Below are 24,496 nucleotides of genomic sequence, written 5' to 3'. Positions count from 1 at the left end.
AAACAACGCAGAGTGCTTCGGCCTCTGCGTTTTTTATGTTTTTATGACAAACGTTTTAATCGCGTTTGCGCTAAAGTGTCGGCGTTATAAATTCATCATCAAGCAAGCCAAGGAAATTATCGTGTTCAATAAAACCACTTCTCTTTGCCGTGCCCTGGCAGTCTCAGCCGTTTTGCTGAGCGGATTTATCTCACAGCAGGCTTCTGCTCATGCTCACCTCAAAACGGAAACTCCGGCGGCGGATGCGGTTCTTACAGCCAGTCCGACCGAATTATCGCTGGGTTTCAGTGAAGGTATCGAGCCAAATTTCAGTAAAATTACCCTGAAAGATGCCAGCCAGAAAACGGTGAAAACCGGGAAAATGACCCTGGCTGCGAACGATAATACGCAGGCCGTGCTGCCCCTTACCGATGCGCTTGCCGCCGGTAAATATGTCGTGACGTGGAATGTGGTTTCCGTTGATGGTCATAAAACAAACGGTCAGTACAGTTTCACTGTTAAATAAGCCATGAGCCTTACAGCACTTTTCGTCCTGTGCCGGTTCGTGCATTTTGTGTCACTGATGCAAATCTTCGGACTGAGCGTATTTTGCTCATTGCTGGCGCCAGACGGATTTTCGGCCATTTTACAGCGTAAAAATCAGACGCTGATGGTTTGGTCCGGACTGCTTGCTGCGGTCACTTCTGTCGGAATGCTGGCTATTCAGGCAGCACTGATGGGAAATGGCTGGGACGATATCCTCAACATTAACGTGTGGATACTGGTGTTAACCACCGCATTTGGCGAAGTCTGGAGCTGGCACTTATTACTGACCGCTGTGCTGTTACTGGTTCTGTTAATGGAGTGGATGCCCGGACGTCACGTCCTGCTGTTTCTGTGCTCGCTGGGTTTACTGATCACTCAGGCTTTGATTGGCCATGCCGCCATGCATCAGGGCTTACTGGGACTGGCACAGCGGGCTAACCATGTGGTGCATTTGCTCAGCGCAGCCTACTGGTTCGGGTCTTTACTGCCTTTACTGACCTGCATGTTGTATGCCCGCGAGCCCTCTGCAAGACCCTACGCGATTGTGACGCTTATCCGTTTTTCTGTCTGGGGACATGCCGCGGTCTCGCTGGTGATCATCACCGGTGTCATCAATACCGCCATAGTTTTGCAGCGCTGGCCCACCGATATGACATCGCTTTATCAGTGTCTGCTGGTGGCCAAAGTGATACTGGTCGCGATGATGGCGGCAGTGGCTGTCTATAACCGTTACCGGCTGGTGCCCCTTATGGGTAAAGACCCGAAGAGGGCGCAGAGCCGTTTTATCACCATGACCTGGCTTGAGTGGGGGCTGGCGCTTAGCGTTATATTGCTGGTGAGTTGGTTCGCGACACTTGCCCCGCGCTGAAACGGTCATCTGAAGATTACAAAGAATTTAATATCATCGAGGAAAAATCATGAGGAAAACACTGCTAGCCTGCGTGCTGCTTACCTTATCTGCCAGCAGTTTTGCCGCACCGCAACTGGAGACCATCAGCCGCCTGCAATACGGTAAGGACTGGGCCTTCACCCGTGAAGAAGTCATGCTGCAATGCCGTCCGGGCAATGCGCTGTATGTGATTAACGACAGTACGCTGGCGCAATATCCTCTGAATGACGTGGCAAAAGAGCAGGTTAAAAACCATCAGGTTCAGGCGGTGCCCCTGGAGAAAATCTGGCTGGATGACCCGCAGAATCCCGGACAAAAAATGAGTCTGGCACCTTTTATCGCCAAAGCTGAATCGCTCTGCTGAAGCGCCGTGCTGCCGGTAAATGGCTGATGTTAATCCCATGTTTTGCGTATGTTGTCACACAATGAAAATAATGCCTCATTGTTATTATCACTATGTTTCAAACTGAGTGGAAATTAGTCATCTGTCGTCTATTCTTTAAGTTGTACGGCTTAACCGCCTGCATTAATGCCAACTTTTAGCGCACGGCTCTCTCCCAAGAGCCATTTCCCTAGACCGAATATAGGAATCGTATTCGGTCTTTTTTTTGCCTGTTTTTCAAATCAAAAATTGCTATCCAAACAGTCAATTAGCCGATTTTCACTTACCTTCAGTACCACCAGTTTAGACTTTCTCACTCCACTGTAGCTATGATGTTTGCATACTCTATTTGTATGACCTGACAGGGCGAATTCTATGCTGATTTATAATGTTTTTGGTCGCCACCTTGCTGTTAAAAAGACTTCCGGTGGATGGCAAGTCTTCCGTGTGGATTTGGCAGAGAGAAAGTTCTCCAGACTTTATGACATCATCATTCCTGACGAGATGACCGAAGATGAAATTCCCGGCTGGCTGGGGGATATTTTTCATGAGGCGGCCAGTGAAAGGCATCCGGGTGTCAGGCGGATGGAATAACCGGGCACGGCATTGCTGAATAGCGCTCTCAGATTTCAGTTTAAAAAAAAAGCCCGCTCGGGGCGGGCTGAAAGGGGTATTGCGAGGGTCTTACACACTATGAAGGACAGTTCACAGTGGACACAGGAGAAGAAACTTAGTCTTCGGGAATTAAAGTAACAAACTCAATGTCGATTTATGTCAAACCTTCGTAAGTTTATTCCCCTACTTGTAACTCTGTCAGAACATTATTTACTCAGGCGCTATACTCATAATATTACTCTCGATAAATCAAGGGACTGCTGCGGCACAACCGGGTAAGGAGCATTATGCGATATTGGGTTAGCCTGATTGTAATTTTAGCGGCAGCGTATTTCTGCGGTCCGTGGGTAAGCCGCCATGTGCCTTCTGAATATAATCCTTTCACCCCGCTGGTTATCACTGACCCTCCGAATCTGATCACCCGGTACAAATTAAGAAAGCTGGATAATAATCCTCACGAATGTCTGGCCGCACTTGAACGTGCTCAAACTGAAGGCGCTATCCAGTTCAGCAATGCCGGGAGTATGGGAGGAAAGTGTCCGCTGACGGATCCCGTTCGTGTTCGCGGTTTTGGGGATGTTGGACTCAGTTCGAGCTATCTGGCGAGCTGTCGCCTTGCCCTTAGCAGTGCGATGTTTGTCTGGCAGGTGGCGAAGCCTTTGGCTTCTCAGGAGTTAGGTTCACGGCTGGTGAAAATTGACCATCTGGGCAGTTATGCCTGCCGGAATGTTTACAATAAACCCGATGCACGGCTGAGTGAACATGCGACAGCTGAAGCTCTTGATATCGCGGGATTTGAGCTGGCGGATGGTCGCCATTTAACCGTGTTGAAGCAGTGGCCTCAGACGAGCATTGAAGCGCAGTATATTCATACATTGTTCACAGAGAGCTGTCCGTTTTTTGGAAACTCTATTGGTCCGGATTATAACGCAGCGCATGCGAATCACTTCCATTTAGGCATGCGCTGGTTCGGATTTTGCCGCTAAGCTGTTAGGTCGTTAATCTGCCAGATAACGCTCAACCAGGCGAGTCCAGTAGGCTGCGCCGAAGCTCAGGCTCTCATCATTAAAGTTGTAAGCCGGATTGTGCAAAACGGCGCTGTCCCCGTTACCCAAACGAAGGAAGCATCCCGGTTTTTGCTGCAGGAAATATGCAAAATCTTCACTGCCTGAAATGGGTGGCAGATTATCAATGACGTTGTCTTCACCCAGCAGTTCTTTTGCCACTTCGGTTGCAAACGCTGTTTCCTTGTCATGATTCACCAGCACCGGGTAGCCGGGCACATATTCAATTTCTGCTCTTGCGCCGTATCCGGCAGCATGATTCTCCACCAGCTGACAAATGCGTTGTTCGAGGATTTTACGTACTTGCGGATCGAACGAGCGGACACTCATTTCCAGACGGGCTGTTTCCGGGATGACATTCGCCGCATGGCCTGAGTGCAATGAACCGATAGTGACCACTGCCGTTTCATTAGGGTCGATGTTGCGCGCAATGACCGACTGCAAGGCAACAACCAGACTGCCGGCAACCATAATGGGGTCGACGGTCATGTGAGGGCGGGCGGCATGACCGCCTTTTCCATGGATAGTGATATTGACGGTGTCGCAGGCAGCCATAAACGGCCCTGATCGGAACATCATTTTCCCGACCGGATAGCCCGGGTGATTATGTAAGCCGTAAACGGCATCACAAGGGAATCGCTCAAAAAGTTGTTCAGCCAGCATGCGTTCAGCGCCGCTGTTGAAACCAATTTCTTCTGCAGGCTGGAAAATAAGATGTACGGTTCCAGAGAAGTTTTTGCTGCGCGCCAACTGTTCGGCTGCACCAAGCAGCATCGTTGTGTGTCCGTCATGTCCGCACGCATGCATTTTGCCTGGATTCTGACTGGAGTAACTCACACCTGTTTGTTCAGTTATCGGCAAGGCGTCCATATCGGCACGAATACCGATACTGCGTGAACCGTTGCCAAGTGTCATTGTGCCGACGACACCGAAGCCGCCAATGCCCGTCGCCACCTGATAGCCGAGAGATGCTAATCTTTCAGCCACGAGCGCAGCCGTTGCGGACTCTTCATTGGAGAGCTCCGGGTGTTGGTGCAAGTGTTGGCGAACTTTACGCAGCTCAGGAATAAGGTCGGCTACGTCAGCGATGGTGCAAAGTGATTTATTATTCATTTTTAGATATCTGTTTTTGCCTGAAAAAAATCCGGTGAACTGACCGGCGCCACGTCGTTACATCAGACAGAATGCAATGTGGAATCACCGCTTGCAATCAATTAATCAGGCCTGGAAAGAGGTTTTCAGATATGTGGAATGTTCAATTCAATAACGCTATGTAACTGATGTAACGAGCTAAAGTTTATTACGCGACGTTACGCAAGAATCAACTTTGACCGTGGACGGTATTCCCTGATGTCTGTAACTTCATCAGCTGCAAAACGTCGGATTGCGAGGTCTTAAGATCAGGCAAATGGTTTTCCATTCGCCTGAGCAAAATATTAAAAGAAATGAAGGCTTTTTTATAAGAAGGTGATCAGGCTGGCAGGTAGCTGATTGAATGCTCCAGAGAGTCGCATTTGGAATCGATGAGGACATTCCAGACACCTTTGTAGGGGATACCTACATAAGCCGTATTCTGATCATTAACTGTCAAAATATCGCCGAAACCAGAGTGACGTCCTTTTCGCTCAACTTCACTTTCACACATCAGGTGTATGTGACATTTTTCTGAACAACGTATGACGACAGTGTCGCCACCAAACAGACTCAGTCTGGCTCGAACAATAGGCATGACTTTTCCCCAATTAGATAAAGCACCTGAAATACGCTGTAACCGAACACTGCCAGGTTTTACGTCACCCAGACCGGGAGTGATATTGGTCACACAACGCTCATTTATCTATAAAACCAGACAAAAGCTGGGGAAATAATGACTTTAATCAAAAGTTATAAGAATCTTTCAGAGATTAATAATTCGCCATTTTTATGCCTGTAACCAAAAATGATCCTATTTTTAAGAAAGAAGTAAAAATGTAATTATAAGGTTAACGGAATGTGCTGAATCAAATCGGATGGTAACATCTGTAGGGTACCTTTCGGTGCAGTGATGAAGTGTATTCATTCGTTACAGAGTAATAAATTAGCTGCTTTTTCTTTCACAAGCTGACACCCTATAGGCGTATAACATGTGCGCGCGTTTGAAATTGATTATTATCGGATTTATTACCGTCTCACAGGCCCATTTTGCGGGTGATGAAGAAAAAGCGCGCGCAACACTTTCCTATTTTATCCAGTTATAAGGGCATCGGATGAATTGCTCCGAAAAATTTAAATACATCAGAAATTTCAGTGCGTTAACCCTGGTTCTGAATGCTTTTTTTACTATGCCGGCACATGCGGACGACGCGCAGTTACGGGCATGTGGCAATGCAAAAACCGCCAAAGACTGTCAGTTGCCTTTCCAGCAGGGGCTTTCGCCTGTTCAGGTCGGCCTTTCGCGTGAACCACAGTGGGGCTACGTGGATACCACCGGGCACATGGTCATCAAACCTGATTTCAGCGAAGCGCGGGGTTTTGTTAACGACCTGGCTGCGGTGAAAAAAGGCGACCAGTTCGGATATATCGATAAAAAAGGCCACTGGGTTATCGAGCCGCGCTTTACGCGTGCTACAGATTTTAACGCCCAAGGGACTGCGTTAGTGGTGACAGATAATCGTCTGGCGCTCATAGACAAAAAAGGCGCAGTGATTAAAACGCTGCCATTTGCCGTTGCACTCGACAGCCGTGGTTTTGCCGGCGGCCAGGCCCTGGCAAGTGTACAAACTCAGGTGTCACCTGCGTTGTGGAATGCCTCCACCGATCGCTCTCTTTCTTTACCTGATGATGTTATGGCGCTCGATTTGCCACAGTCAGGGTTAATCCCCGCCAAAAAACGTGATTCTTCAGAAGAAGGTTATTGGGGCTATCTCGATGAGAACGGTGACTGGGCGATAAACCCGATGGTGCTTAAAACGCGGGATGAACCACAACTTAATGGTGACGTAGTTGCGGTAAAAACCAAGAATCTTTGGTCATTTGTGGATCGTCAGGGTGTTGCGTTAAATAAAGAGCAATACAAATCTGTTCGACCGCTTGCTTCCGGCAGCTGGCTGGTGACGGGGAATGATAACAATAAACAGTTACTCAGCAGCAAGCTGGAGAAAGTGCAGGATATTCCTGCTGATCAGTCTGAAAACATTCTGGTCTGGGGAAAGGCAACATTGGGTACGGGTAGCAAAGGCATTGTTATCATCGGTGCGGATAATCAGATTGTTTCGCTGAAAGTGAATAAGCCGCAAGTGCTGCAGCAGGGAAATCATCTCTGGGTTATGCAAACTGAAGGCAAGGCGCCACAAGTCGCACAGATTTATGACAACAATGGTGTGGCGCTTCTCAATGATGCCACCCTTACTGCTCTCAAAGACTACCAACTACGGCCATTGGGCACAGTGGCGATCACAGATGATGTCACTGCACTGCCAGAAACAAACGGCGATGCGGCACACAGTCTCCCATGGGCGGTTCTGACCCCCGCGGATGCCAGCAAACCGCCTGCCATTCTTACCTCGCAAGGTAATGTTTTGTCTGATCCCCAATGGGCTTCAGTAGAAATCTCCGGTTCTCAGGCGCCGCTCATCATCCACACTCAAACTAAAAAAACGGGTGCTGTCGATGCTTCAGGTAAGTGGGTTATTCAGCCGGTGTATACCCATATCACTCCGTTCGAGGGTGACTACACCTGGGCCGTAGAGAATGCCAATAATGCTGATGTTAAACATCTGATTGACCGAAACGGTAATGCAATCGAGGTACCGGCAGACATTCAGAAAAATGCTCAGCGTTTATCCTCAGGATTGATTTATTACACCGAGGGTGAAAACGAAGCGCAGCGCTGGGGCTTGTGGGATATCGCGAGCAAAAGTATTAAGGCGGCACCACAGTTCACTGAAATCGATGCCTTCAATGAAGGTTATGCCCTGGCTAAAACGGATGAAGGATGGGGCGTTCTCAGCGCTAATGGCTCCTGGGCGATAGCCCCGGATGCGGAGCGAAGCGGTAAATTCCAATATATTGGTCAGGATGCGTTTACTCTTTCTGATAATGATCAGCCTGGAGAACGTGGTGCAATCGCCAGCCATTACAGTCTTTATAGTGCCCAAAGCGGGCTGGCGTTAGCGACGGATTTACTCGCCAGACCGCAAGCTGTCGGTCAGAACCATTGGCTGGCTCAACCTTCCGAAGGGGGCGTGGCCTTACTGGATAACGCCGGGCGTTCCCCTGTCAGTAAAGCCATTAACGCTTCATCGAGTTCTGTAGAAGGTGACTGGATTAAATTGAGTTTCGCGCCACATTACGGCGCGATTGACAGCCAGGGCCACTGGCAAATTCAGCCGCTTTACACGGCTGAATTTAATTTCATCGCACCTCTGAATCTAAGCCGTGCTGTCAGCGACGGGCGAACTATGCTGATAAGTGACCATGGCGCTTCGGCAGAGGGCTTCGAACAGGCGCAACCGCTTAATTCGATGATGCGTCTTGTCATGAATGATGACGAGAAAGGTGAAACCGTTCTGTATGACAACGACGGCAATGAAATCCAGCGCTTCGCCGGGCTTGACAGTCTGCAGGCCGACAAAGCCAGTTCAGGTGTTATTCCTATGCGTGACCAGAAAGGCCTTTATGGTTTTGTCGATCAGCAAGGCAAGAAGCTGATTGGTGCTTACTTCGATCAGGTGGGTGCGATGAGTAATAATTTTGCGACTGCCGTGAAAAAATCAACGTACGGAAACCTGCTGGGTTATATCAATACCACGGGCCGTTTCGCTGTTTTGCCTAAATTTGACTGGGCAACCGATTTTAGTGAGAAGCGTGCGTGGGCTGGTGGCAAGGGTGTGGTGAATTTGCTGAATGCCGACGGGAATGTACAGGCAAAAATTCAGGTGCGTTGTAATCAGCGCGTCATCTTGGATGCGAAAGGTGCTTATCTTTGGCCTGCTAAAACACCCACTTGCGGTTCCGGGAGTAATTAATGATTGTCAGCAAACCTTCAAGGCTACGTCACGCACTCCGCTGCGCATTGAACACCGGTAGCACATTGGCCTTTTTGACGCTGACTGCCTCGGCTGTTGCGGCTGAACCTGTAATGGCTGAATCAGCACCGGGATGTTCGGCGCCATTGCCCGCTTCCAGAGCCGATATCCAGCTACGCGCTGCGCTGCCTTTAGTGCAAAATTTGTGTATCCGCGATGTGCGTGAAGGGCGTGCTGCCGTACTTTTATCCGCAGCTGACGCAACGGATGAGCGCTGGGGGTTTCTGGATAATCAGGGGCAGCTCGTTATCAAACCTGTTTTTGAGCAGGTCGGGGATTACCACTTCGGTGCCGCTGCCGCCATGCAGCAGGGAAAATGGGGCTATATCGATCTGACCGGCAACTGGATGATTCAGCCTTCCTTTGACAGCGTACAACCCTTTACAGAAGCCGGTCTGGCCGTTGTGAAGGTGGGCGGAAAATCCCAGATTATTGATCGTAAAGGTATTCAGGTCGGTAAAGCACTTGATGATTTGGTTGATGATGCTGTCCTGAGTAATGGCGTTCCTGCCCGCCTCAGCCTGACATTTAACAGCGTACTACTTTCACCAGACGGTGTACGCCATGTGGCGACGGACAAAATGGAAGTGGTTGAGCCGTTTGGTTCCGATGATCTGTTCATTGCGGTCGATGCCACAAAAGGCTATGGCATTGTGGATGGGAATCTGACCTGGCGTGTTCAGCCACAGTACACGTCCATCACCTTGGATCCCCGTAATCCTTCTGTCGCACTGGCGAAAAAAGCGGATGGAATGACTTTAATCCGCACTGACGGAAGTCAGGACGAGCAGAAATATCTTACTGTCAGCGAGGAAACTGGCGCCTTCTGGCTGGCGAAAACGGCCGATGGCATCAAATTGCTGAATAATTCCGCCGCTGTGATTGCCACTTTCAATGAAGCCGGAGCGGCAGCACTTCGGGTTTCAGGGGATTATGTTTTAAATCCTGCCAGCAAAGACTCTCTGACTTTATATGTGCCGGGGCGAAAACAAGCCATTACGCTGCCTGCAGGCAGTGAGCCCTGGGAGCACAATACCGGTGAGTTCCTGATAACGACCAAAGGTGAGCAGAAAAAAGTGAATGCCATTATTGCTCCTTCTGGCGGAGTCATTGGCGGGACTCAGAACGTTGGCTGGCTGGCGCAAATTTCCAGTGCTGAAGTTATCGAGCACCGTTTGTGGTTGCGCAATGATCAAGGTGATGTGGTGAATGTGGTTGATGCCACAGGCAAGGCATTGCTGAATCAGAAGAGTATCAGCACTCTGGAAGGCAGCCGTATCGAACCTCTGACTGCCAGTATTGATTCCCCTTCAGCTTCAGCGCCACAGGCACTTGCGCTGGTGCGCCCTGGTAATGCTGGCAGCAAAAATGGCGCGGGTTTCCTGCGCCCGGATGGCTCCCTTCAGCTTGAGACTAAATGGCAGGATATTGAACCTGCTGACAGCAGCAATAACATCGGTCAGTTCATCGTGAGAACAGCCGATGGCACTGGCGTGGTGGATGTGCAGGGCAAGGTTATTATCCCGCTGACTGAAGATAATATTTCTCCTTTTGTGCAGGGTTACGCTCTGGACTATCTGAATGGAAAACTGACCGCACTTGATCACGCCGGTAAGTATTATGATTTGCCGAACGTGTTTGAGATTGAATCCCTCGGCAATGGCTGGTTCCGCTATCGTGAAACGGCAGCCGAGGGGGCGTTGTGGGGCATCTACGACGTCATCAGTCAGAAGGCTGTCCTGCAACCGGCGTATCAGGATGTAGGCGATTACTCAGAGGGGCTGGCCGCATTCAAATCACCGGAGGGGCTGTGGGGGATACTCGACAGTCAGGGTAAAGTGGTTGTAACGCCGAAGTATGCTGAGGCCCGCCGCATTAACTCCGCCCTCTGGTTACTGACGCAACCTGCAACCGACGGACAATCTGAATCGTCTGTTCTGGCAGAAATCACAGGCAATGACGCGCAACCAAGAATTGCACCTGTCGCCGGACTCACCGTAAATCAGTTTAGTGACGGGCGTATTCTGGCTACTTCTGCGGCCGGTCAGTCCTGGCTTCTGGATGCTAAAGGTAATATTCAGCTTCATGAGCAGCAGACACGTATCAGTGCGCTCGGCGACTGGGTCAAATTATCGCGCCAGCCTCAGCAAGGATATCTGTCTGCGCAAGGCGAATGGCAAATTCAACCTGTGGGTGAAAGCCGGAGTTCTGCTTTTGTACGAGGGCGGGCCTTGCGCTCAACGCCAGCAGGCTATGAGCTGATTGATGACAAAGGTGTGCGCGTGGCAGCCATGCCGGAAGGGCAGTGGAGCATGCCGCCAGCGAGCGGCTGGTCTGTGTCCTATGATCCGCAGGACAACGAGCCTGCGACACGTTATGTCGATAATACCGGTAAACTGGTTCTCACGGTTCAGGGCCACGCCAGTCAGATGGTCGATGATCATGCCGTACTGACGCGTGCTGATGGGACAAAAACCTGGATTAACGGGCAGGGTAAACAGACTGATGGCGTCTCTTATGCTGATTTAGGTTTGCCTGTCGACGGGCTGGCATTCGCCAAAACTGACGGTAATTATGGTTATGTCGATGCGCAGGGCAACTTCGCGGTGGTGCCGGTGTTTAGCGCCGCGTCGCCGTTTGACAGCGGAGTGGCGGTCGTTTCCACACAGGCCATGTCGATGATGATCGACAAAACGGGTAAACCTCTGGCGCGTGTTGATAAGGAATGTGGTATTAGCGTCTTATACGGCGCCGGTAGCGCGCGTCAGTGGCCGGCGACAATGCCGGAAAACTGCAAACCTTAAGACACTTTTCCGGCTTGCAAAACCCGCTGCGGCGGGTTTTTTTGTGCTAATGTTTAACTGTAATGGCAGTGAACTATCTCAATTGAAAGGATAAATTATGATTCCGCAGATCCCACTCAAATACAGGGACGCAGAGCGCTGGTCGTTTGGTGATACTGAATCGTCAGCTGACGAACTGGCTAAGCGCGTTATTGCTGGCACAAAAACCGCCACCTGTTCAAATCTTGATGATGATCCTGAACCTGAGCCGGGCGAAATCTTTGTGGTAGTTGATGGCCGCAATAATCCGGTGTGTGCCGTGCAACTGACCGAAGTGAAACAAGTGCCTTTTGATCAGGTAACAGAACAACATGCCTGGGAAGAAGGAGAAGGTGACCGGACGCTGGAATACTGGCGCAAAGAGCACCAGCGTTTCTTTGAGGAATATGAAATGTTTGAACCGACTATGCCTCTGTTACTCATGAAGTTCCGGATGGTTGAAAAGTTCTAAACCCTTCCAGAGGCCTGATGCAGAAATCAGGCCTTTTCATTCGTCAGTGAAATGATCAACCTGATGTTTTCAGTGTTCGACCAGGAATACGTCATGTCCGTTAATCAGCCATCGTTTTCTGCTTCTTCCGCAGTCCCTTATTTTAACCAGTGGGAAGATCCTGACTGTGCGGCCGGGATTATTGCCGGAGATATCAAACTCAGTGATATCAGTTTGTGGCCTCAGTCCGGCGCATCAGATCAGCAGGAATTTATTGAGTGGGCAAACCATGTTTGCGGGATGTGTTGCCTGAAAATGGTGCTGGCCGCTGTTTCAGGCAAAGTAGTGCCTGTTTTGAAACTCACCTACCGCAGCTTGTCCTACGGGGCATATATTCGCGAGGGTGACAACATTAAGGGGCTGATCTACGCGCCTTTTGTTGAATATGTCCGGCAGGAGTTGGGGCTTGAAGCTCAGGTGAAGGTAGATATCTCGGCACAAGAAATTGCCGGTCAGCTGCAGGAACACCGGTTTTTTATGGCTTCGGTGCATCCTTCGGTTCGTATCCCGGACTCCACACCCCCGCATAAAGGCGGTCATCTGGTGCTGGTAACGCGAGCGGATGCTCAGACTGTGACCTTCCATAATCCTTCCGGTCACGATGTTTCTACCCAACAGGATGTCACGTTACCTGTGGAAACTTTCGCGCGCTTTTTTGCCGGGCGGGGTATTTCTCTGGTCAAAAAAACTCAAAAGTAACTCACGCCGTCCGACCGCAAGCGGCGTGGCGAACTCAGTTCCGTTCGCCACGCTGTGTTACTCCAGTCGCATGATCCACTCATCTTTCTGTTCGTCGTACTTTTCTTTATACAACACAGAATGACGGCCATCGAGGACTGCCGGAACGCTGGTGTGGTCATCCCAGGCATCAAGCTGCATACACAAATCAGGGTCTGATTTGCACGGAATATGCACCTTATCGCCGCCTTTTGCTTCAGGCGTTGAAAGATGTGCATCGTCAATTTCGTAACTGCCAATCCGGATAATCGATTTTCCCATCTGATACTCCTCGCCAGAGTGAAGTAAGCCATTTCAACAACATCAGGTATGACCAGTTGGTCTGCCTTATTTGAGAATAGTCGACAGCACAAAAAGCGCCACCCGAATTTTTGCGGATACTCTTTTTTATGGATGACCAGAAGAGGCAGGATTTTGAACCGGGCGTAGCGGTGTTGAGATGCCGGGAGCCGCCTTATGCTAAACGCAGCGGCTCGGAAAAGGATTAAAGCTGATTAAATCTTACTGACACAGGCATCGCGTTAATCTGGTTGCGGCCATTATTTTTGGACAGATACAAGGCCTCATCTGCGGCACTGACGATATCCGACTGATCTTCAATGCCTGGATCCTGGTCCGGCATATAAGTCGCAATCCCCTGACTGATGGTGACGCGGTTAAATTCGCTGAAGCTATGCTTGATGCCCAGCGATTCAATCGATTCCATAATGTGTTGTGCGACAATCCATGCGCCTTTCAGGTCAGTATCCGGCAGAATGGCAGCGAACTCTTCACCGCCAAAACGTGTCACGACGTCAGTGCTGCGTTTGAGTGATTTGCGCAAGGTGCGTGCGACTAAACGCAGGCAGGCATCGCCGGAAAGATGACCATAATGGTCGTTAAAGTGTTTGAAGTAGTCTATGTCGATCATCACTACGGTCAGCGGCGTGCGGTTCCGTTTGGCGCGCATGTATTCGTGGCTGAGCACTTTTTTGAACTCGCGGCGGTTAGGCAGTTTGGTCAGTGAATCTGTGCGTGCCTGGATTTCCAGCCGACGGTTGGCTTTGACCAGTTTCAGTTCCAGCAATTTGCGCTCATGAACGTCTTCAGCGGTACCGTACCAGCGTTGAATCGAGCCATCGGTGGCGTAACTTGCCGCAGCGCGGATACGCATCCAGTTCCAGCCGCGATCTACGTGACAAAAGCGGACTTCAATATCCAGCGGCGCGCCTGTTTTCAGGCATTGTTCCCAGGTCTGAACGGCGGCGCGGCGGTCTTCCACATGCATACTCTGGATCCACTTGTCGGCCAGAATATCCTGCCGGGTCATGCCGGTTATCCGTTGAAAGCGTGAACTGACATCATTGAGCATCCCGCGCGGATCGGCTGTCCACGGGATTTGCGGGTTGAGCTCAACCATGTTGCGATAATGCTCCTGGCTTTCGCGCAGGGCTCTTTCCATTCGTTTGAGGCTGGTAATGTCAGTCATCGCGACGGAAAGGCCATTCAGCTGATTCTGACCATCATAAGCTGCTTTAATGCGCACGAAGAAAACCTGATTTTTTCCGGGAACGGAAAACTCACGATCGGGTGTTGTTTCGTTACGCTGGGCCAGTTCCAGCGCGTTATTCAGCAGAGGGGAAAGCCCTGGCAGGAAAACGCCGACTTTTCGGCCGATCGCTTCGTAGGGTTGCAGGCCGATAATAGTGGCCATTGCGTCATTGACCGTGACGTATCGCATCTGCAAATCAATGAAACACAGGCCAACCGGCGCATTGGAATAGATTGTTTCTAGCTGGAAGAGACGCTGACCCGGCGCCTGATCGAGGCTGGTCAGATTGCGATCAATCCCGCGATAGCCACGGAAATTCCCGTCATCATCAAAGAGCGGAACACCGCTGGTTTCGAGAATGACTTCAGTGCCGTCCGGGCGGATATTACGGTTCAGTAATCCACCGAAAGGGGCGCGACGCTCAACGATGGCAGCAAATTGCTCGCCAACGCGGCGGGCTTCATCCGGAGGCATAAAATCGAAAGGGGTTTTCCCTAATACTTTTTCAGGCGGAACGCCCAGGAACTCGATGCATTTGTTGGAGGAGAAAACATAACGCCCCTGCGCATCGACTTCCCAGATCCAGTCAGAATTGTTATCGATAATGTCTCGCAGGCTGGCCATTTGCTGTAAAAGCAGCCCATCTGCTGATTCGAGTTTCATTTCATCCGACATGATACTTCTCCGACTGGCAGGTCTTTACTCAACATCAGGCATTAAGATTTATATCTGAAAATGATATATCACTGACAATGTTATCTTGATGGCAATAATACATGCCACGATAGGATTATTCCTACTTATAATTCAATAAACCTTTCTTGATAATATAAGTCGCTATCCGATATATGAAGCATAAAATGCTCTGCTACTAATTGTTATATACACTTTGGCACCGTGATTTCACCTAAAAGTTCAGTTGCACAGTATTCACAGAAATGCCGTTATAAGGTGTTTTTGTCGGTATGAATGAAGGTTAAGCAGAATATTCTGCGCCGTCGGAATGCTCCTCTGGCACAGAAGATTGCGGGAAAGTTAAGTCTGATTAATCGTTCGGCAATGTCTGCGGACGTATCGCACCGTCTCTCACCAGTTCACGCGGCAGGCTGTTTTTAATACGACTACCGATGCGTTTTGCCAATCCCAATGGCTGGCCAAGCCAGGTCACCAGACATTCATCAGCGGGTGGCGTGTCGTCCGGATAGATATCGACGCCACGGAACCAGCTTTGCGCCAGTTCATCATTTATCTCAAAGCGGTTTTTGGCATCTTTGACACTGAAAGCCACCACGGCTTCATGCTGCCAGCGAAATCCTTTCGGAAAACGCTCCGCCAGCCGCACGCCGATACGGGAAAAACGGACTTTGCCAAAAACAGGTTCCAGCACGGCAGGGAACAGCCAGATTTCTTTATCACGCTGCCATATTGTGTATTGTTTCTCAGGCCAGGAAAGCCCTGAAAGACCCGCAGCCTTGATAATTTCGGCGCTGTCCTGACGGGAAAGTGGCGAGAACGGGAAACGCCCCACTTTATATCCCGGGACTGGCAGACGCGGAACAGAATCGGTTTTACGAAAGCGCGCGACAAAGAAACCTTCGCTGTCATAAACCTGCGGAAATACGTGCAAATAGCCTTCCGGTGTGACGGCTTTACCGGCGTCTGTGAATAACTGGGCCAGCGACTCCACTTCAACCGCATCCCTGTAGGTATCGAGTAACCACTGACAGACCTGCTGGTTTTCCTGTGCGTTAAGGGTGCAGGTGGAGTAGACCAAAACACCGCCAGGTTTAAGCGCATGAAACGCGCTGTCGATCAGTTCACGCTGAGTCGAGGCAATTTCAGTCACGCTGTTTTCAGACCAGTTGCTCATGGCGTCGGGGTCTTTGCGGATAACGCCTTCGCCGGAGCAGGGCGCATCAAGCAGGATAGCGTCAAACGTTTCAGGCAGAGCAGCACCAAATACGCGTCCGTCAAAGTGAGTCAGCGCCGTATTACTGACGCCACAGCGGCTGATATTTGCGTGCAGCACTTTGACGCGGCTGGCGGAATATTCATTGGCAATAATGCCACCCCGATTTTCCATCAGCGCCGCGATTTGCGTGGTTTTAGAGCCGGGTGCAGCAGCCACATCCATCACCAGAACCGGTTGGGTATCGTTGGCAAATAACGCCGTGACCGGCAACATGGAACTGGCTTCCTGAATATAGAAAAGGCCGGCCAGATGCGATAAGGCATTGCCCAGACGTGTATCGTCCAGGACGTTGCGGTTTATCCAGAAACCTTCCGCACACCAGGGCACAGGCTCCAAATCCCACTGATAATTGCCGGCAAGTTCAAGGAAATCCGTCACGCTTATTTTCAGGGTATTCACCCGCAGACTGGGGCGGAGAGGGCGCTGGCAGGCTGCAATAAAATCGTCCATGCTCAGTTCAGCGGGCATGACTGCGCGTGTGGCTTCCAGAAAAGCGGCGGGTAATTTATCAGTAAAAGTGCTGGCGGTAGTGAGCTTTGACAAAGGTGAGGTTCCAGAGCTGAAGAAGATTTTCTGCCGCGGAGTTTACCATATTTACCCGTGATGAGAGGGCTGCGCGCGTTGCCTGATAAAGAAAAGGCCACCCGAAGGTGGCCCTGATCAACATAATATCGGTTAATTTCTCGGGATTGCCGTTCCCCATTTCTGCCAGTCTTTTGGTGCTTCAGGATTAAGCAGGAAATGATTACCGTTGGCGGCTTTCGGCGCCAGTGGCGTGGTTGGCGGCGTCGCAAAGGCGATACCTCCGCGAATAAATTGCTGGAATGTGCCGCTTTTGAACACGCCACCGGTCAGACCGAATTGCAGGTCGTAACCAGAGGCCAGCCAGAACACGGAGTTTTCCCGCACCAGATATTGATATTTTTTACTGATACGAAGCGTCACATTCACCCGATCCGCCATGGCGCCCAGATAGAAGCCCGATACGGTACCGACTTCAATTCCGCGGAACAGCACCGGCGTGCCGATTTGCAATGAACCGACTTCGGCGGCATCGACCACGATACCCAGACCATCCGTGTAGCGCGAGTCGGTGATGGTGGAGTCCTGCAAATCAAAGTTGCGCGCTGGCGCGCCTTTGCCTGCTTCTACATTAATGTAGGGCTGGAGAAGCGTATCGAGATTGCTGACGCCACCGGCCGAAATTTCCGGTGAAACGATTGAGAACCGGGTTCCGCGACGGGCAAAGTTTTCAACGTATTCCGGATACAACACGGCTTTGGCGGAAACCTGATTCAGTTGCGGATCCAGTTTCAGCGACTCCACCTGACCGATGGTGATGCCCAGATAACGAATAGGCATGCCGGCGGAAAGCTTACTGGCATCATATGTATTCAGCGTTATCTGGCTGCCAACTGCGCGTGCCGAAGTTTCTGAATCATACAGAACACGCTTCGCCCCTTTGCTGGCTGTGACGCCATCAAGATTATCGAAGCTGATAGCGCCTTTAAGCGCGCGATCCAGCGGTGAGGCCTGAACGGTCAGCCCGCTGCCGTTGAGCTGTACTTTAGCGCCACCTTCTGCCCAGAAAATGGTCTTCTCTGTCAGCAGGTTGCGATATTGCGGCTGAATATAAACATCAACTTCAAATTCATTGGCTTTAGGACGGACATTGACTATCTGGCCTACCTGGAATTTCCGGTAAAGCACGACTGAACCTGTCTGAACATCAGGCAGGCTTTTAGCGGTCAGTGTCAGCGTGGCGCCCGGTTGCTCGCCCTGAATGCCTTCGGCAGCTTTTTCGGCATTACTGTAAAGCGGATATTTTTGTGCAGGTGCGCCTTTGGTGCCTGGAATAATACGCACACCACCATCGACCCATTCCTGAGCGCTGGCACCAAGGACTTCCATACCATCGACACCCAGTTTCACATCAACCCGGCTGTTGACCACAAACTTGCTGTCTTTATGCAGCAAGTTTTTATATTCCGGCTTGATAGCAACATTAAACACAATGCCTTCGTCTGTTAGCGTCCGGTCAATAATGGTGCCGACGTTGAGGCCGTAAAGTTTAATGGGCTGCCCCGCATCAATACCGTAACTCTGCGGTGCAATCAGCTGAACTTTGAGTATGTCAGGGTTCTGCAACAATCGCTGATTACTGTCGAGCACCACAAAATGCTTTTGCGGCTCACCATCGCCGGGGATCAGTTCCAGCGTATTACCGGTCAGCAACTGGCTGAGATTGGCATTATTGAGGCTGATTTTCGGACTGTTCATTTCAATGCGCGTGCCGGTACGCATCATGTCGAGCACTGAAGGATCAACCGTCAGTTTACCGGTGACTTTATTATCCGGCTGTAATGTGATTTTGGTCAGCGTACCGACTTGTAAGCCCTGATACATCAGTGGTGTCTGGTCTTCGGATAGCCCGTTACCATCGGGTAAATCCAGATTGATTTCCACACCACGCTGGCTTTGCGCCAGATCCGGATAGAGCACGTATGACTGATCGGCTTTTGCCTGTTTCCCGTCATTCGGGGAATCCATAGCGATCGCGCCATTCACCAGTGCTGCCAGACTTTCCATCTGAACTTTCGCTCCGCTCAGACTCAAATCTGCCTTAAAGCCTGAAACGTTCCAGAAACGGGTATTTTCTTTGACCAGATTTGCAAAGCGTTTGTCGACCAGTACGTCGATCGTCACGCCTTCATTGCCACTTTCAATATCGTAATCATAAACCTTACCGACCGGAATTTTACGGTAATACACCAGCGAACCGGTGTTCAGTGAACCCAGATCTTTGGCATGCAGATGGACCATCAGTTCGCCGGTATTGAGACGGAATTTAGGCTGTGTATCGAGCGCCACAAAGTGGTCTTTCTCTTTTCCAGGCCCTGGCATCATGCCGATGTAGTTACCGCCCACCAGCGCATCAAGTCCTGAAACGCCCGCAAGTGACGCTTTCGGAGTGACCAGCCAGAACTGTGTGCCTTCACGCAGGGCATCAGACAAGTCACTTTTAATACTGACTTTCACCTGAATAGTGCGCAGGTCTTTCGTCAGGCTGATCGATTCCACCGTGCCAACTTCCACGCCCTGATAACGCACCGGCGTACGGCCAGCGACAATACCTGCCGCTGACTGGAAATCGATAGTCACAGTGTTTCCACGTTCCTGATAGTTGCTGTAAATCAACCATCCGGCGATCAGTAAAGCAATAAACGGCAGAAGCCAGAACGGCGAAATCCGGCGTCTGTGTTTAATACGTGCTTCAGTCGGTGTATTCGGCGTTTCCTGTTGCATGTGCATCCCAAATCAAGCGGCTATCAAGCCATTCAACGGCAAGAACGGTCAGAATTACGGCAGCGCCAAAGTAAAAGGCGGCCGGTCCCATCGTAAAAGACAAAAGCTGGTCTCGGTTAACCAGCGACATCATTAATGAAATAACAAACAAATCCAGCATCGACCAGCGTCCGATCCAGTGCACCAGACGGAAAAGGCGGATACGTGTTTTGAGTCCCTGAATCGCTTTGAAATGAATGCTGAGAAGCAGCGTCAGCATCACGATCACTTTGGTAAATGGCACCAGCACGCTGGCGATAAATACAATGGCGGCGATCGGTACGTTCCCCGATGTGGCGAGCGACACAACACCGGAAAATATAGTGTCCTTCAGCTGTTGCCCGTTGGCATAGATGATAGAAATGGGCAGTAAATTGGCCGGGATTAAAAAGACAATAGCGGCAATCAGAGCAGCCCAGGTTTTCTGCAAACTGTGCTTATAGCGCAGACGCATCGGAACATGGCAGCGCGGGCAGCGTCCGCGCTCATCCGGGATACCGGTGAATTTACAGGCCAGGCACAGCCGCAATGAAGAGGGCAATCCTTTTGGCTGACGCTGCGGGTAAAACTCTTCCCATAACTGCTCGATGTTGAGATTTATCATGGTCAGCGTGACCATCAGCGTCATCATCAGATAGGCGGCTAGCGCAATACCGACGTTGATGTCGGCATATTCTTTAACTTTGATGCTGGCAACGGCCATTCCTACCAGATAAATATCCAGCATCACCCAGTCTTTGAGGCGATCTAGCATCAGCAGCACTGGTTTCAGATTCATCCCAAGTTTGCTGCCAAAATGTAAATAAAGAATGGATACTGCGAGTGTCAGCGGCGCACCGATGGTACAAAAGGCCACCATGCTGGCGGTCACGGGATCACCCTGTTGCGACATCTGCCAGATACCTTCAAGCAAACTGGCGTCAATGCGTGTCCCCAGCAGACGAATGCTGATCAGCGGTTCGGTATACGCGAAAGGCATCAGCAATAATATGCTGATAGCCATCGTGATCAGTCGCGGCAGGGAACAAACCCTGCCTTTTTCAACTTTCGCGTTACAACGCGGACAATGAGCTGTCTGCGTGCGTTGCAGCGACGGAAGTGTGAAAAGCGTGTCACACTCGCTGCATCGCTGATAGCGAATCTGTGGTATCTGGGCTGAAATTGTGTGTATTTTCATAGTGCCTGAAATAGTAAAGAATACCTGTTGTTACAATTACGCATCCCGCGAAGGGGTCAGGCGAGGCCATCAGGCCAAGATCAGCCAGGTTTTTTTGACAAAATAACGTATTATGCGGTCGGCAAACAGTTATTGTAGGTGAGTCTTTTTGATGTCACACAGGATTAACCTTGTTCATATGGGCATATAATGCTTATTTTATAGGGGTTAAGCACAACAGAATGGCTCAGTGCTCTTAGGTTATTATTGGTTACTGCATGAATAAAGAAGCATTCTACACGGAATTAAAACGTGATTTGAGCGCGTTGATCGCCGGAGAAAACAATTTTATTGCGACTCTGTCGAATGCGAGTGCCTTACTTTTTGAACGTCTTGAAGGCGTTAACTGGGTAGGTTTTTATCTGATGGATGGCACAACGCTGGTGCTGGGACCATTCCAGGGTAAAATTGCCTGCGTGCGTATTCCGGTAGGAAAAGGTGTTTGCGGTACGGCAGTGGCGGAAAATACTGTGCAACGTGTGGGTGATGTTCATGCCTTCCCGGGCCATATCGCCTGTGACGCAGCAAGTAATGCCGAAATCGTTCTGCCAGTAACAGTAAATGGCAAAGTGATCGGCGTATTAGACATTGATAGCACCGTTTATCAACGCTTCGACGAAGCCGATGAACAGGGGCTGACAGAGTTAGTCAGCGGGCTTTGCCAGCATCTCGAAAACTGCGATGCTGAAAAATATGTCAATCTGATCGTAAGTTGATCGTCGGATAACGTGGCATTTAATAACGGCGTCATTATAATGACGCCTGTTCATGCCTGCGCCGGTTGGCAAACCCGTTGTAATCAGGAAATTTCATGGAAAATCAACCTAAGTTGAACAGTAGTAAAGAAGTCATCGCCTTTTTGGCTGAGCGGTTCCCGCTCTGTTTTACCGCCGAAGGCGAAGCACGCCCATTAAAGATCGGTATCTTTGCGGATTTGGTCGAGCGCGTGCAAGGTGAAGAGAATCTGAGCAAAACTCAGTTACGCTCTGCTCTGCGTCTGTATACCTCAAGCTGGCGCTATCTGTACGGCGTCAAAGTTGGCGCGGAACGCGTTGACCTTGATGGTAATTCATGTGGCGTTCTCGAAGAGCAGCACGTTGAACATGCCCGTAAACAGTTGGAAGAAGCAAAAGCCCGCGTTCAGGCACAACGTGCAGAACAACAGGCTAAACGTCGTGAAGCCGGTGAAACCACTGAGCCACGTCGTCCACGTCCGGCCGGTAAAAAACCCGCGCCGCGTCGTGAAAATGCGCCCGCTGCTGTAGCTGGTCAGGAAAATCGCAAACCACGTACACCTCGCCCACCGCGTGAGGAAAAACGTGAACCGCGTCAGGTGCCAGTAACAGACATTTCAAAACTGCAAATTGGCCAGGAAATCAAAGTCAGAGCAGGACAGAGTGCAATGGATGCAACCGTTTTGGAAATTGCCAAAGACGGTGTACGCGTTCAACTCTCTTCGGGTCTGGCGATGATCGTGCGCGCAGAACACTTGCAGTTCTGATACGGAGGCCAACTCAGGCATGAACAAATTTGTCAGATTAAGCGTTATTGCGGGTCTGTTAATGGCAGGAGCAGGGCTGGTGAACACCAGCTTTGCAGCGAACGAGAGTACACCGGTGACTCTCGCTCAACTCCCTAATTTAACTCAGGATCCTCAGGATGCAACGGTGAGCGAGCGTGTTACTGCTCGCTTTACCCGTTCACATTATCGTCAGTTCGACCTTAATGCAGATTTCTCAGCGAAAATCTTCGACCGTTACCTCAACATGCTCGATTATGGCCATAACGTATTAATGGCTTCCGATGTCGCACAGTTTACTGATAAACGTGCAACCTTGGGTGAGGAACTGAAAACCGGTCAGTTAACCACGCCATATGCTCTTTTCAATCTGGCTCAAAAACGCCGCTTTGAACGCTATGACTATGCGTTGAAAGTGCTTGAGCGCCCGATGGATTTCACGGGCAACGACACGATTGAACTTGATCGCACTAAAGCACCGTGGCCGAAAGACCGCGCTGAGCTGGACAAATTGTGGGATGCGAAAGTCAAATATGACGAGCTGAACCTCAAACTGACTGGCAAAAACGATCAGGAAATCCGTGACGTGCTCTCCAAGCGTTATCATTTTGCGATGAAACGCCTGACACAAAGTAACAGCGAAGATGTTTTCCAGCTGGTGATGAATGCCTTCGCGCATGAAATCGATCCGCACACCAACTATCTCTCGCCCCGCAGCACCGAGCAGTTTAATACCGAAATGAGCCTGTCTCTGGAAGGTATTGGCGCGGTATTGCAGGGCGACGACGATTACACAGTCATCAATTCGATGGTAGCTGGCGGCCCGGCGGCCAAAAGCAAAGCTATTGCAGTCGGTGACCGTATTGTCGGTGTAGGCCAGGTTCAGGCAGGAAAACAAACGCCAATTGTCGATGTGATTGGCTGGCGTCTTGATGACGTCGTCGCGCTCATCAAAGGGCCGAAAGGCAGCAAAGTCCGTCTGCAAATCTTGCCGGCCGGCAAGAATGCTAAAAACCACGTGATCACGCTGACTCGCGAGAAAATCCGTCTGGAAGACCGCGCAGTTAAAATGACCATTAAGAATGTTGGCGCTCAAAAAGTCGCTGTGATGGACATTCCTGGTTTCTACGTTGGCCTGACGGATGACGTAAAAGTTCAGTTGCAGAAAATGGCGAAGCAGAACGTCAACAGTCTGGTTATCGATCTCCGTACTAACGGCGGTGGTGCACTGACTGAAGCGGTTTCGTTGTCTGGTCTGTTTATTCCGAGTGGCCCGGTGGTTCAGGTTCGCGATAACAACGGCCGCATCCGTCAGGACAGCGATACCGATGGCGTCGTTTACTATAAAGGCCCGCTGGTGGTTCTGGTTGATCGCTTCAGTGCTTCTGCTTCCGAAATCTTTGCAGCCGCAATGCAGGATTACGGTCGTGCGCTGATTGTCGGTGAGCCAACCTTCGGTAAAGGTACCGTTCAGCAATACCGCTCGCTGAACCGTATTTATGACCAAATGCTGCGCCCGGAATGGCCTGCACTCGGTTCCGTGCAATACACTATCCAGAAGTTTTATCGTATCAACGGTGGCAGTACTCAGCGTAAAGGGGTGACCCCGGACATTCTGATGCCAACCGGTATTGAATCGATTGAAACCGGCGAGAAGTTCGAAGATAACGCACTTCCGTGGGATAGCATTAACGCGGCAACTTACACCAAATTAGGCGACATGAAACCGTTCCTGCCTGAATTGCTGAAAGACCATGAAGCCCGTATTGCGAAAGATCCAGAGTTCCAGTACATCCAGCAAGACATTGCCCATTACAAGGCGCTGAAAGACAAACGTAACATCGCCTCTCTGAATTACGCGCAGCGTGATAAAGAAGATAAAGAGGACGATGCCCTGCGTCTTAGCCGTCTGAATGAACGCTTCAAGCGTGAAGGTAAGAAGCCGCTTAAATCTCTCGACGATTTGCCGAAAGACTACGTTGCTCCGGATCCTTATCTCGATGAAGCTGACCATATTGCTGTTGATCTCGGCAAACTGGAAAAGGCTCAGGCCGACCAGACTGCTGCGAAATAAGCACGCAGTTGGACAAATAAGAAGCGCACTCCGGTGCGCTTTTTTTATGCGTGAATTATGAAAAATCTTCTAAATTTCAGGCTTGTCTGTGAAATAAAACGCTTCAAAATGTAAAGTATTGTGATTTTAGACCTTCAGAACGCACGGGCTCTTGAATCTTAGTAAGAAGCCCATAGGATCAGTACAGCCGGGTGTGCTATGTGCCGGTGGTTAAACTCTGCCAATAA

19 protein-coding genes are annotated in these 24,496 nt (G+C 50.3%); 12 read left to right on the top strand and 7 right to left on the bottom strand.

What is annotated here, in order from left to right:
* Window positions 1–118 precede the first annotated feature (118 nt).
* From copC to ACM615_RS07455, 5 genes are all read left to right on the top strand, one after another.
* Complete coding sequence (gene copC, locus ACM615_RS07475) at window positions 119–505, top strand: copper homeostasis periplasmic binding protein CopC (protein WP_374756897.1); 387 nt, start codon at window positions 119–121, stop codon at window positions 503–505.
* A 3-nt stretch (window positions 506–508) separates the two neighbouring features.
* Complete coding sequence (gene copD / locus ACM615_RS07470) at window positions 509–1,393, top strand: copper homeostasis membrane protein CopD (protein WP_431011722.1); 885 nt, start codon at window positions 509–511, stop codon at window positions 1,391–1,393.
* A gap of 46 nt (window positions 1,394–1,439) precedes the next feature.
* The gene (locus ACM615_RS07465) at window positions 1,440–1,778 is read left to right on the top strand and encodes a YebY family protein (protein WP_232829845.1); all 339 of its coding nucleotides are present in this window, start codon (window positions 1,440–1,442) and stop codon (window positions 1,776–1,778) included.
* Window positions 1,779–2,171: 393 nt separating this feature from the next.
* A complete protein-coding gene (locus ACM615_RS07460) occupies window positions 2,172–2,390 on the top strand; it encodes a DUF7661 family protein (RefSeq protein ID WP_431011721.1) in 219 nt (72 codons plus the stop codon).
* Window positions 2,391–2,698: 308 nt separating this feature from the next.
* The gene (locus tag ACM615_RS07455; RefSeq protein ID WP_431011720.1) at window positions 2,699–3,397 is read left to right on the top strand and encodes an extensin family protein; all 699 of its coding nucleotides are present in this window, start codon (window positions 2,699–2,701) and stop codon (window positions 3,395–3,397) included.
* Between the two features lie 12 nt (window positions 3,398–3,409).
* Here ACM615_RS07455 and ACM615_RS07450 read toward each other — a convergent pair whose 3' ends face one another.
* Both ACM615_RS07450 and ACM615_RS07445 read right to left on the bottom strand, forming a co-directional pair.
* Window positions 3,410–4,588: a M20 aminoacylase family protein gene (locus tag ACM615_RS07450; RefSeq protein WP_431011719.1), complete on the bottom strand. Its 1,179-nt coding sequence runs from the start codon at window positions 4,586–4,588 to the stop codon at window positions 3,410–3,412.
* Between the two features lie 358 nt (window positions 4,589–4,946).
* Complete coding sequence (locus ACM615_RS07445) at window positions 4,947–5,204, bottom strand: DUF1883 domain-containing protein (RefSeq protein ID WP_120161750.1); 258 nt, start codon at window positions 5,202–5,204, stop codon at window positions 4,947–4,949.
* 592 nt (window positions 5,205–5,796) lie between these two features.
* Here ACM615_RS07445 and ACM615_RS07440 point away from each other — a divergent pair.
* From ACM615_RS07440 to ACM615_RS07425, 4 genes are all read left to right on the top strand, one after another.
* Window positions 5,797–8,481, top strand: a complete 2,685-nt coding sequence (locus ACM615_RS07440; RefSeq protein ID WP_431011718.1) for a WG repeat-containing protein — start codon at window positions 5,797–5,799, stop codon at window positions 8,479–8,481.
* 113 nt (window positions 8,482–8,594) lie between these two features.
* Window positions 8,595–11,345, top strand: a complete 2,751-nt coding sequence (locus ACM615_RS07435; RefSeq protein WP_431011717.1) for a WG repeat-containing protein — start codon at window positions 8,595–8,597, stop codon at window positions 11,343–11,345.
* Window positions 11,346–11,442: 97 nt separating this feature from the next.
* Complete coding sequence (locus tag ACM615_RS07430; RefSeq protein ID WP_112287996.1) at window positions 11,443–11,835, top strand: ASCH domain-containing protein; 393 nt, start codon at window positions 11,443–11,445, stop codon at window positions 11,833–11,835.
* A 93-nt stretch (window positions 11,836–11,928) separates the two neighbouring features.
* Entirely contained in the window at window positions 11,929–12,573 is a 645-nt protein-coding gene (locus ACM615_RS07425; RefSeq protein ID WP_431011716.1) for a C39 family peptidase, read from the top strand.
* Window positions 12,574–12,630: 57 nt separating this feature from the next.
* Here the strand turns inward: ACM615_RS07425 and ACM615_RS07420 are convergent, their stop codons facing one another.
* From ACM615_RS07420 to yebS, 5 genes are all read right to left on the bottom strand, one after another.
* Window positions 12,631–12,873 carry a YebV family protein gene (locus ACM615_RS07420; protein ID WP_112287995.1) on the bottom strand — a complete coding sequence of 81 codons (243 nt, stop codon included), beginning with the start codon at window positions 12,871–12,873 and terminating at the stop codon, window positions 12,631–12,633.
* Window positions 12,874–13,096: 223 nt separating this feature from the next.
* Window positions 13,097–14,818: a sensor domain-containing diguanylate cyclase gene (locus tag ACM615_RS07415; RefSeq protein WP_129638530.1), complete on the bottom strand. Its 1,722-nt coding sequence runs from the start codon at window positions 14,816–14,818 to the stop codon at window positions 13,097–13,099.
* A gap of 370 nt (window positions 14,819–15,188) precedes the next feature.
* Complete coding sequence (gene rsmF / locus ACM615_RS07410; protein WP_431011877.1) at window positions 15,189–16,583, bottom strand: 16S rRNA (cytosine(1407)-C(5))-methyltransferase RsmF; 1,395 nt, start codon at window positions 16,581–16,583, stop codon at window positions 15,189–15,191.
* A 207-nt stretch (window positions 16,584–16,790) separates the two neighbouring features.
* On the bottom strand, window positions 16,791–19,421 hold the full coding sequence (locus ACM615_RS07405) for a PqiB family protein (protein ID WP_112287993.1): 2,631 nt from the start codon (window positions 19,419–19,421) through the stop codon (window positions 16,791–16,793).
* Window positions 19,390–20,637 carry a membrane integrity lipid transport subunit YebS gene (gene yebS / locus ACM615_RS07400; protein ID WP_112287992.1) on the bottom strand — a complete coding sequence of 416 codons (1,248 nt, stop codon included), beginning with the start codon at window positions 20,635–20,637 and terminating at the stop codon, window positions 19,390–19,392. Before yebS ends, ACM615_RS07405 begins: the two co-directional genes overlap by 32 nt.
* A gap of 257 nt (window positions 20,638–20,894) precedes the next feature.
* On the opposite strand from yebS, the gene ACM615_RS07395 reads away from it, so the two are divergent.
* The 3 genes from ACM615_RS07395 to prc all read left to right on the top strand — a co-directional run bounded on the left by ACM615_RS07395 (window position 20,895) and on the right by prc (window position 24,269).
* Window positions 20,895–21,392: a GAF domain-containing protein gene (locus ACM615_RS07395; RefSeq protein ID WP_112287991.1), complete on the top strand. Its 498-nt coding sequence runs from the start codon at window positions 20,895–20,897 to the stop codon at window positions 21,390–21,392.
* A gap of 95 nt (window positions 21,393–21,487) precedes the next feature.
* Window positions 21,488–22,177: an RNA chaperone ProQ gene (proQ, locus tag ACM615_RS07390; protein ID WP_112287990.1), complete on the top strand. Its 690-nt coding sequence runs from the start codon at window positions 21,488–21,490 to the stop codon at window positions 22,175–22,177.
* Window positions 22,178–22,196: 19 nt separating this feature from the next.
* Window positions 22,197–24,269, top strand: coding sequence for a carboxy terminal-processing peptidase (gene prc / locus ACM615_RS07385; RefSeq protein ID WP_112287989.1), 2,073 nt, complete (start codon window positions 22,197–22,199; stop codon window positions 24,267–24,269).
* The last annotated feature ends 227 nt before the right edge of the window (window positions 24,270–24,496 follow it).

The organism is Rahnella sp. PAMC25617 (assembly GCF_050606005.1).
GTDB lineage: Bacteria > Pseudomonadota > Gammaproteobacteria > Enterobacterales > Enterobacteriaceae > Rahnella > Rahnella variigena.
This window is presented reverse-complemented; position numbering and strand designations above follow the sequence as displayed.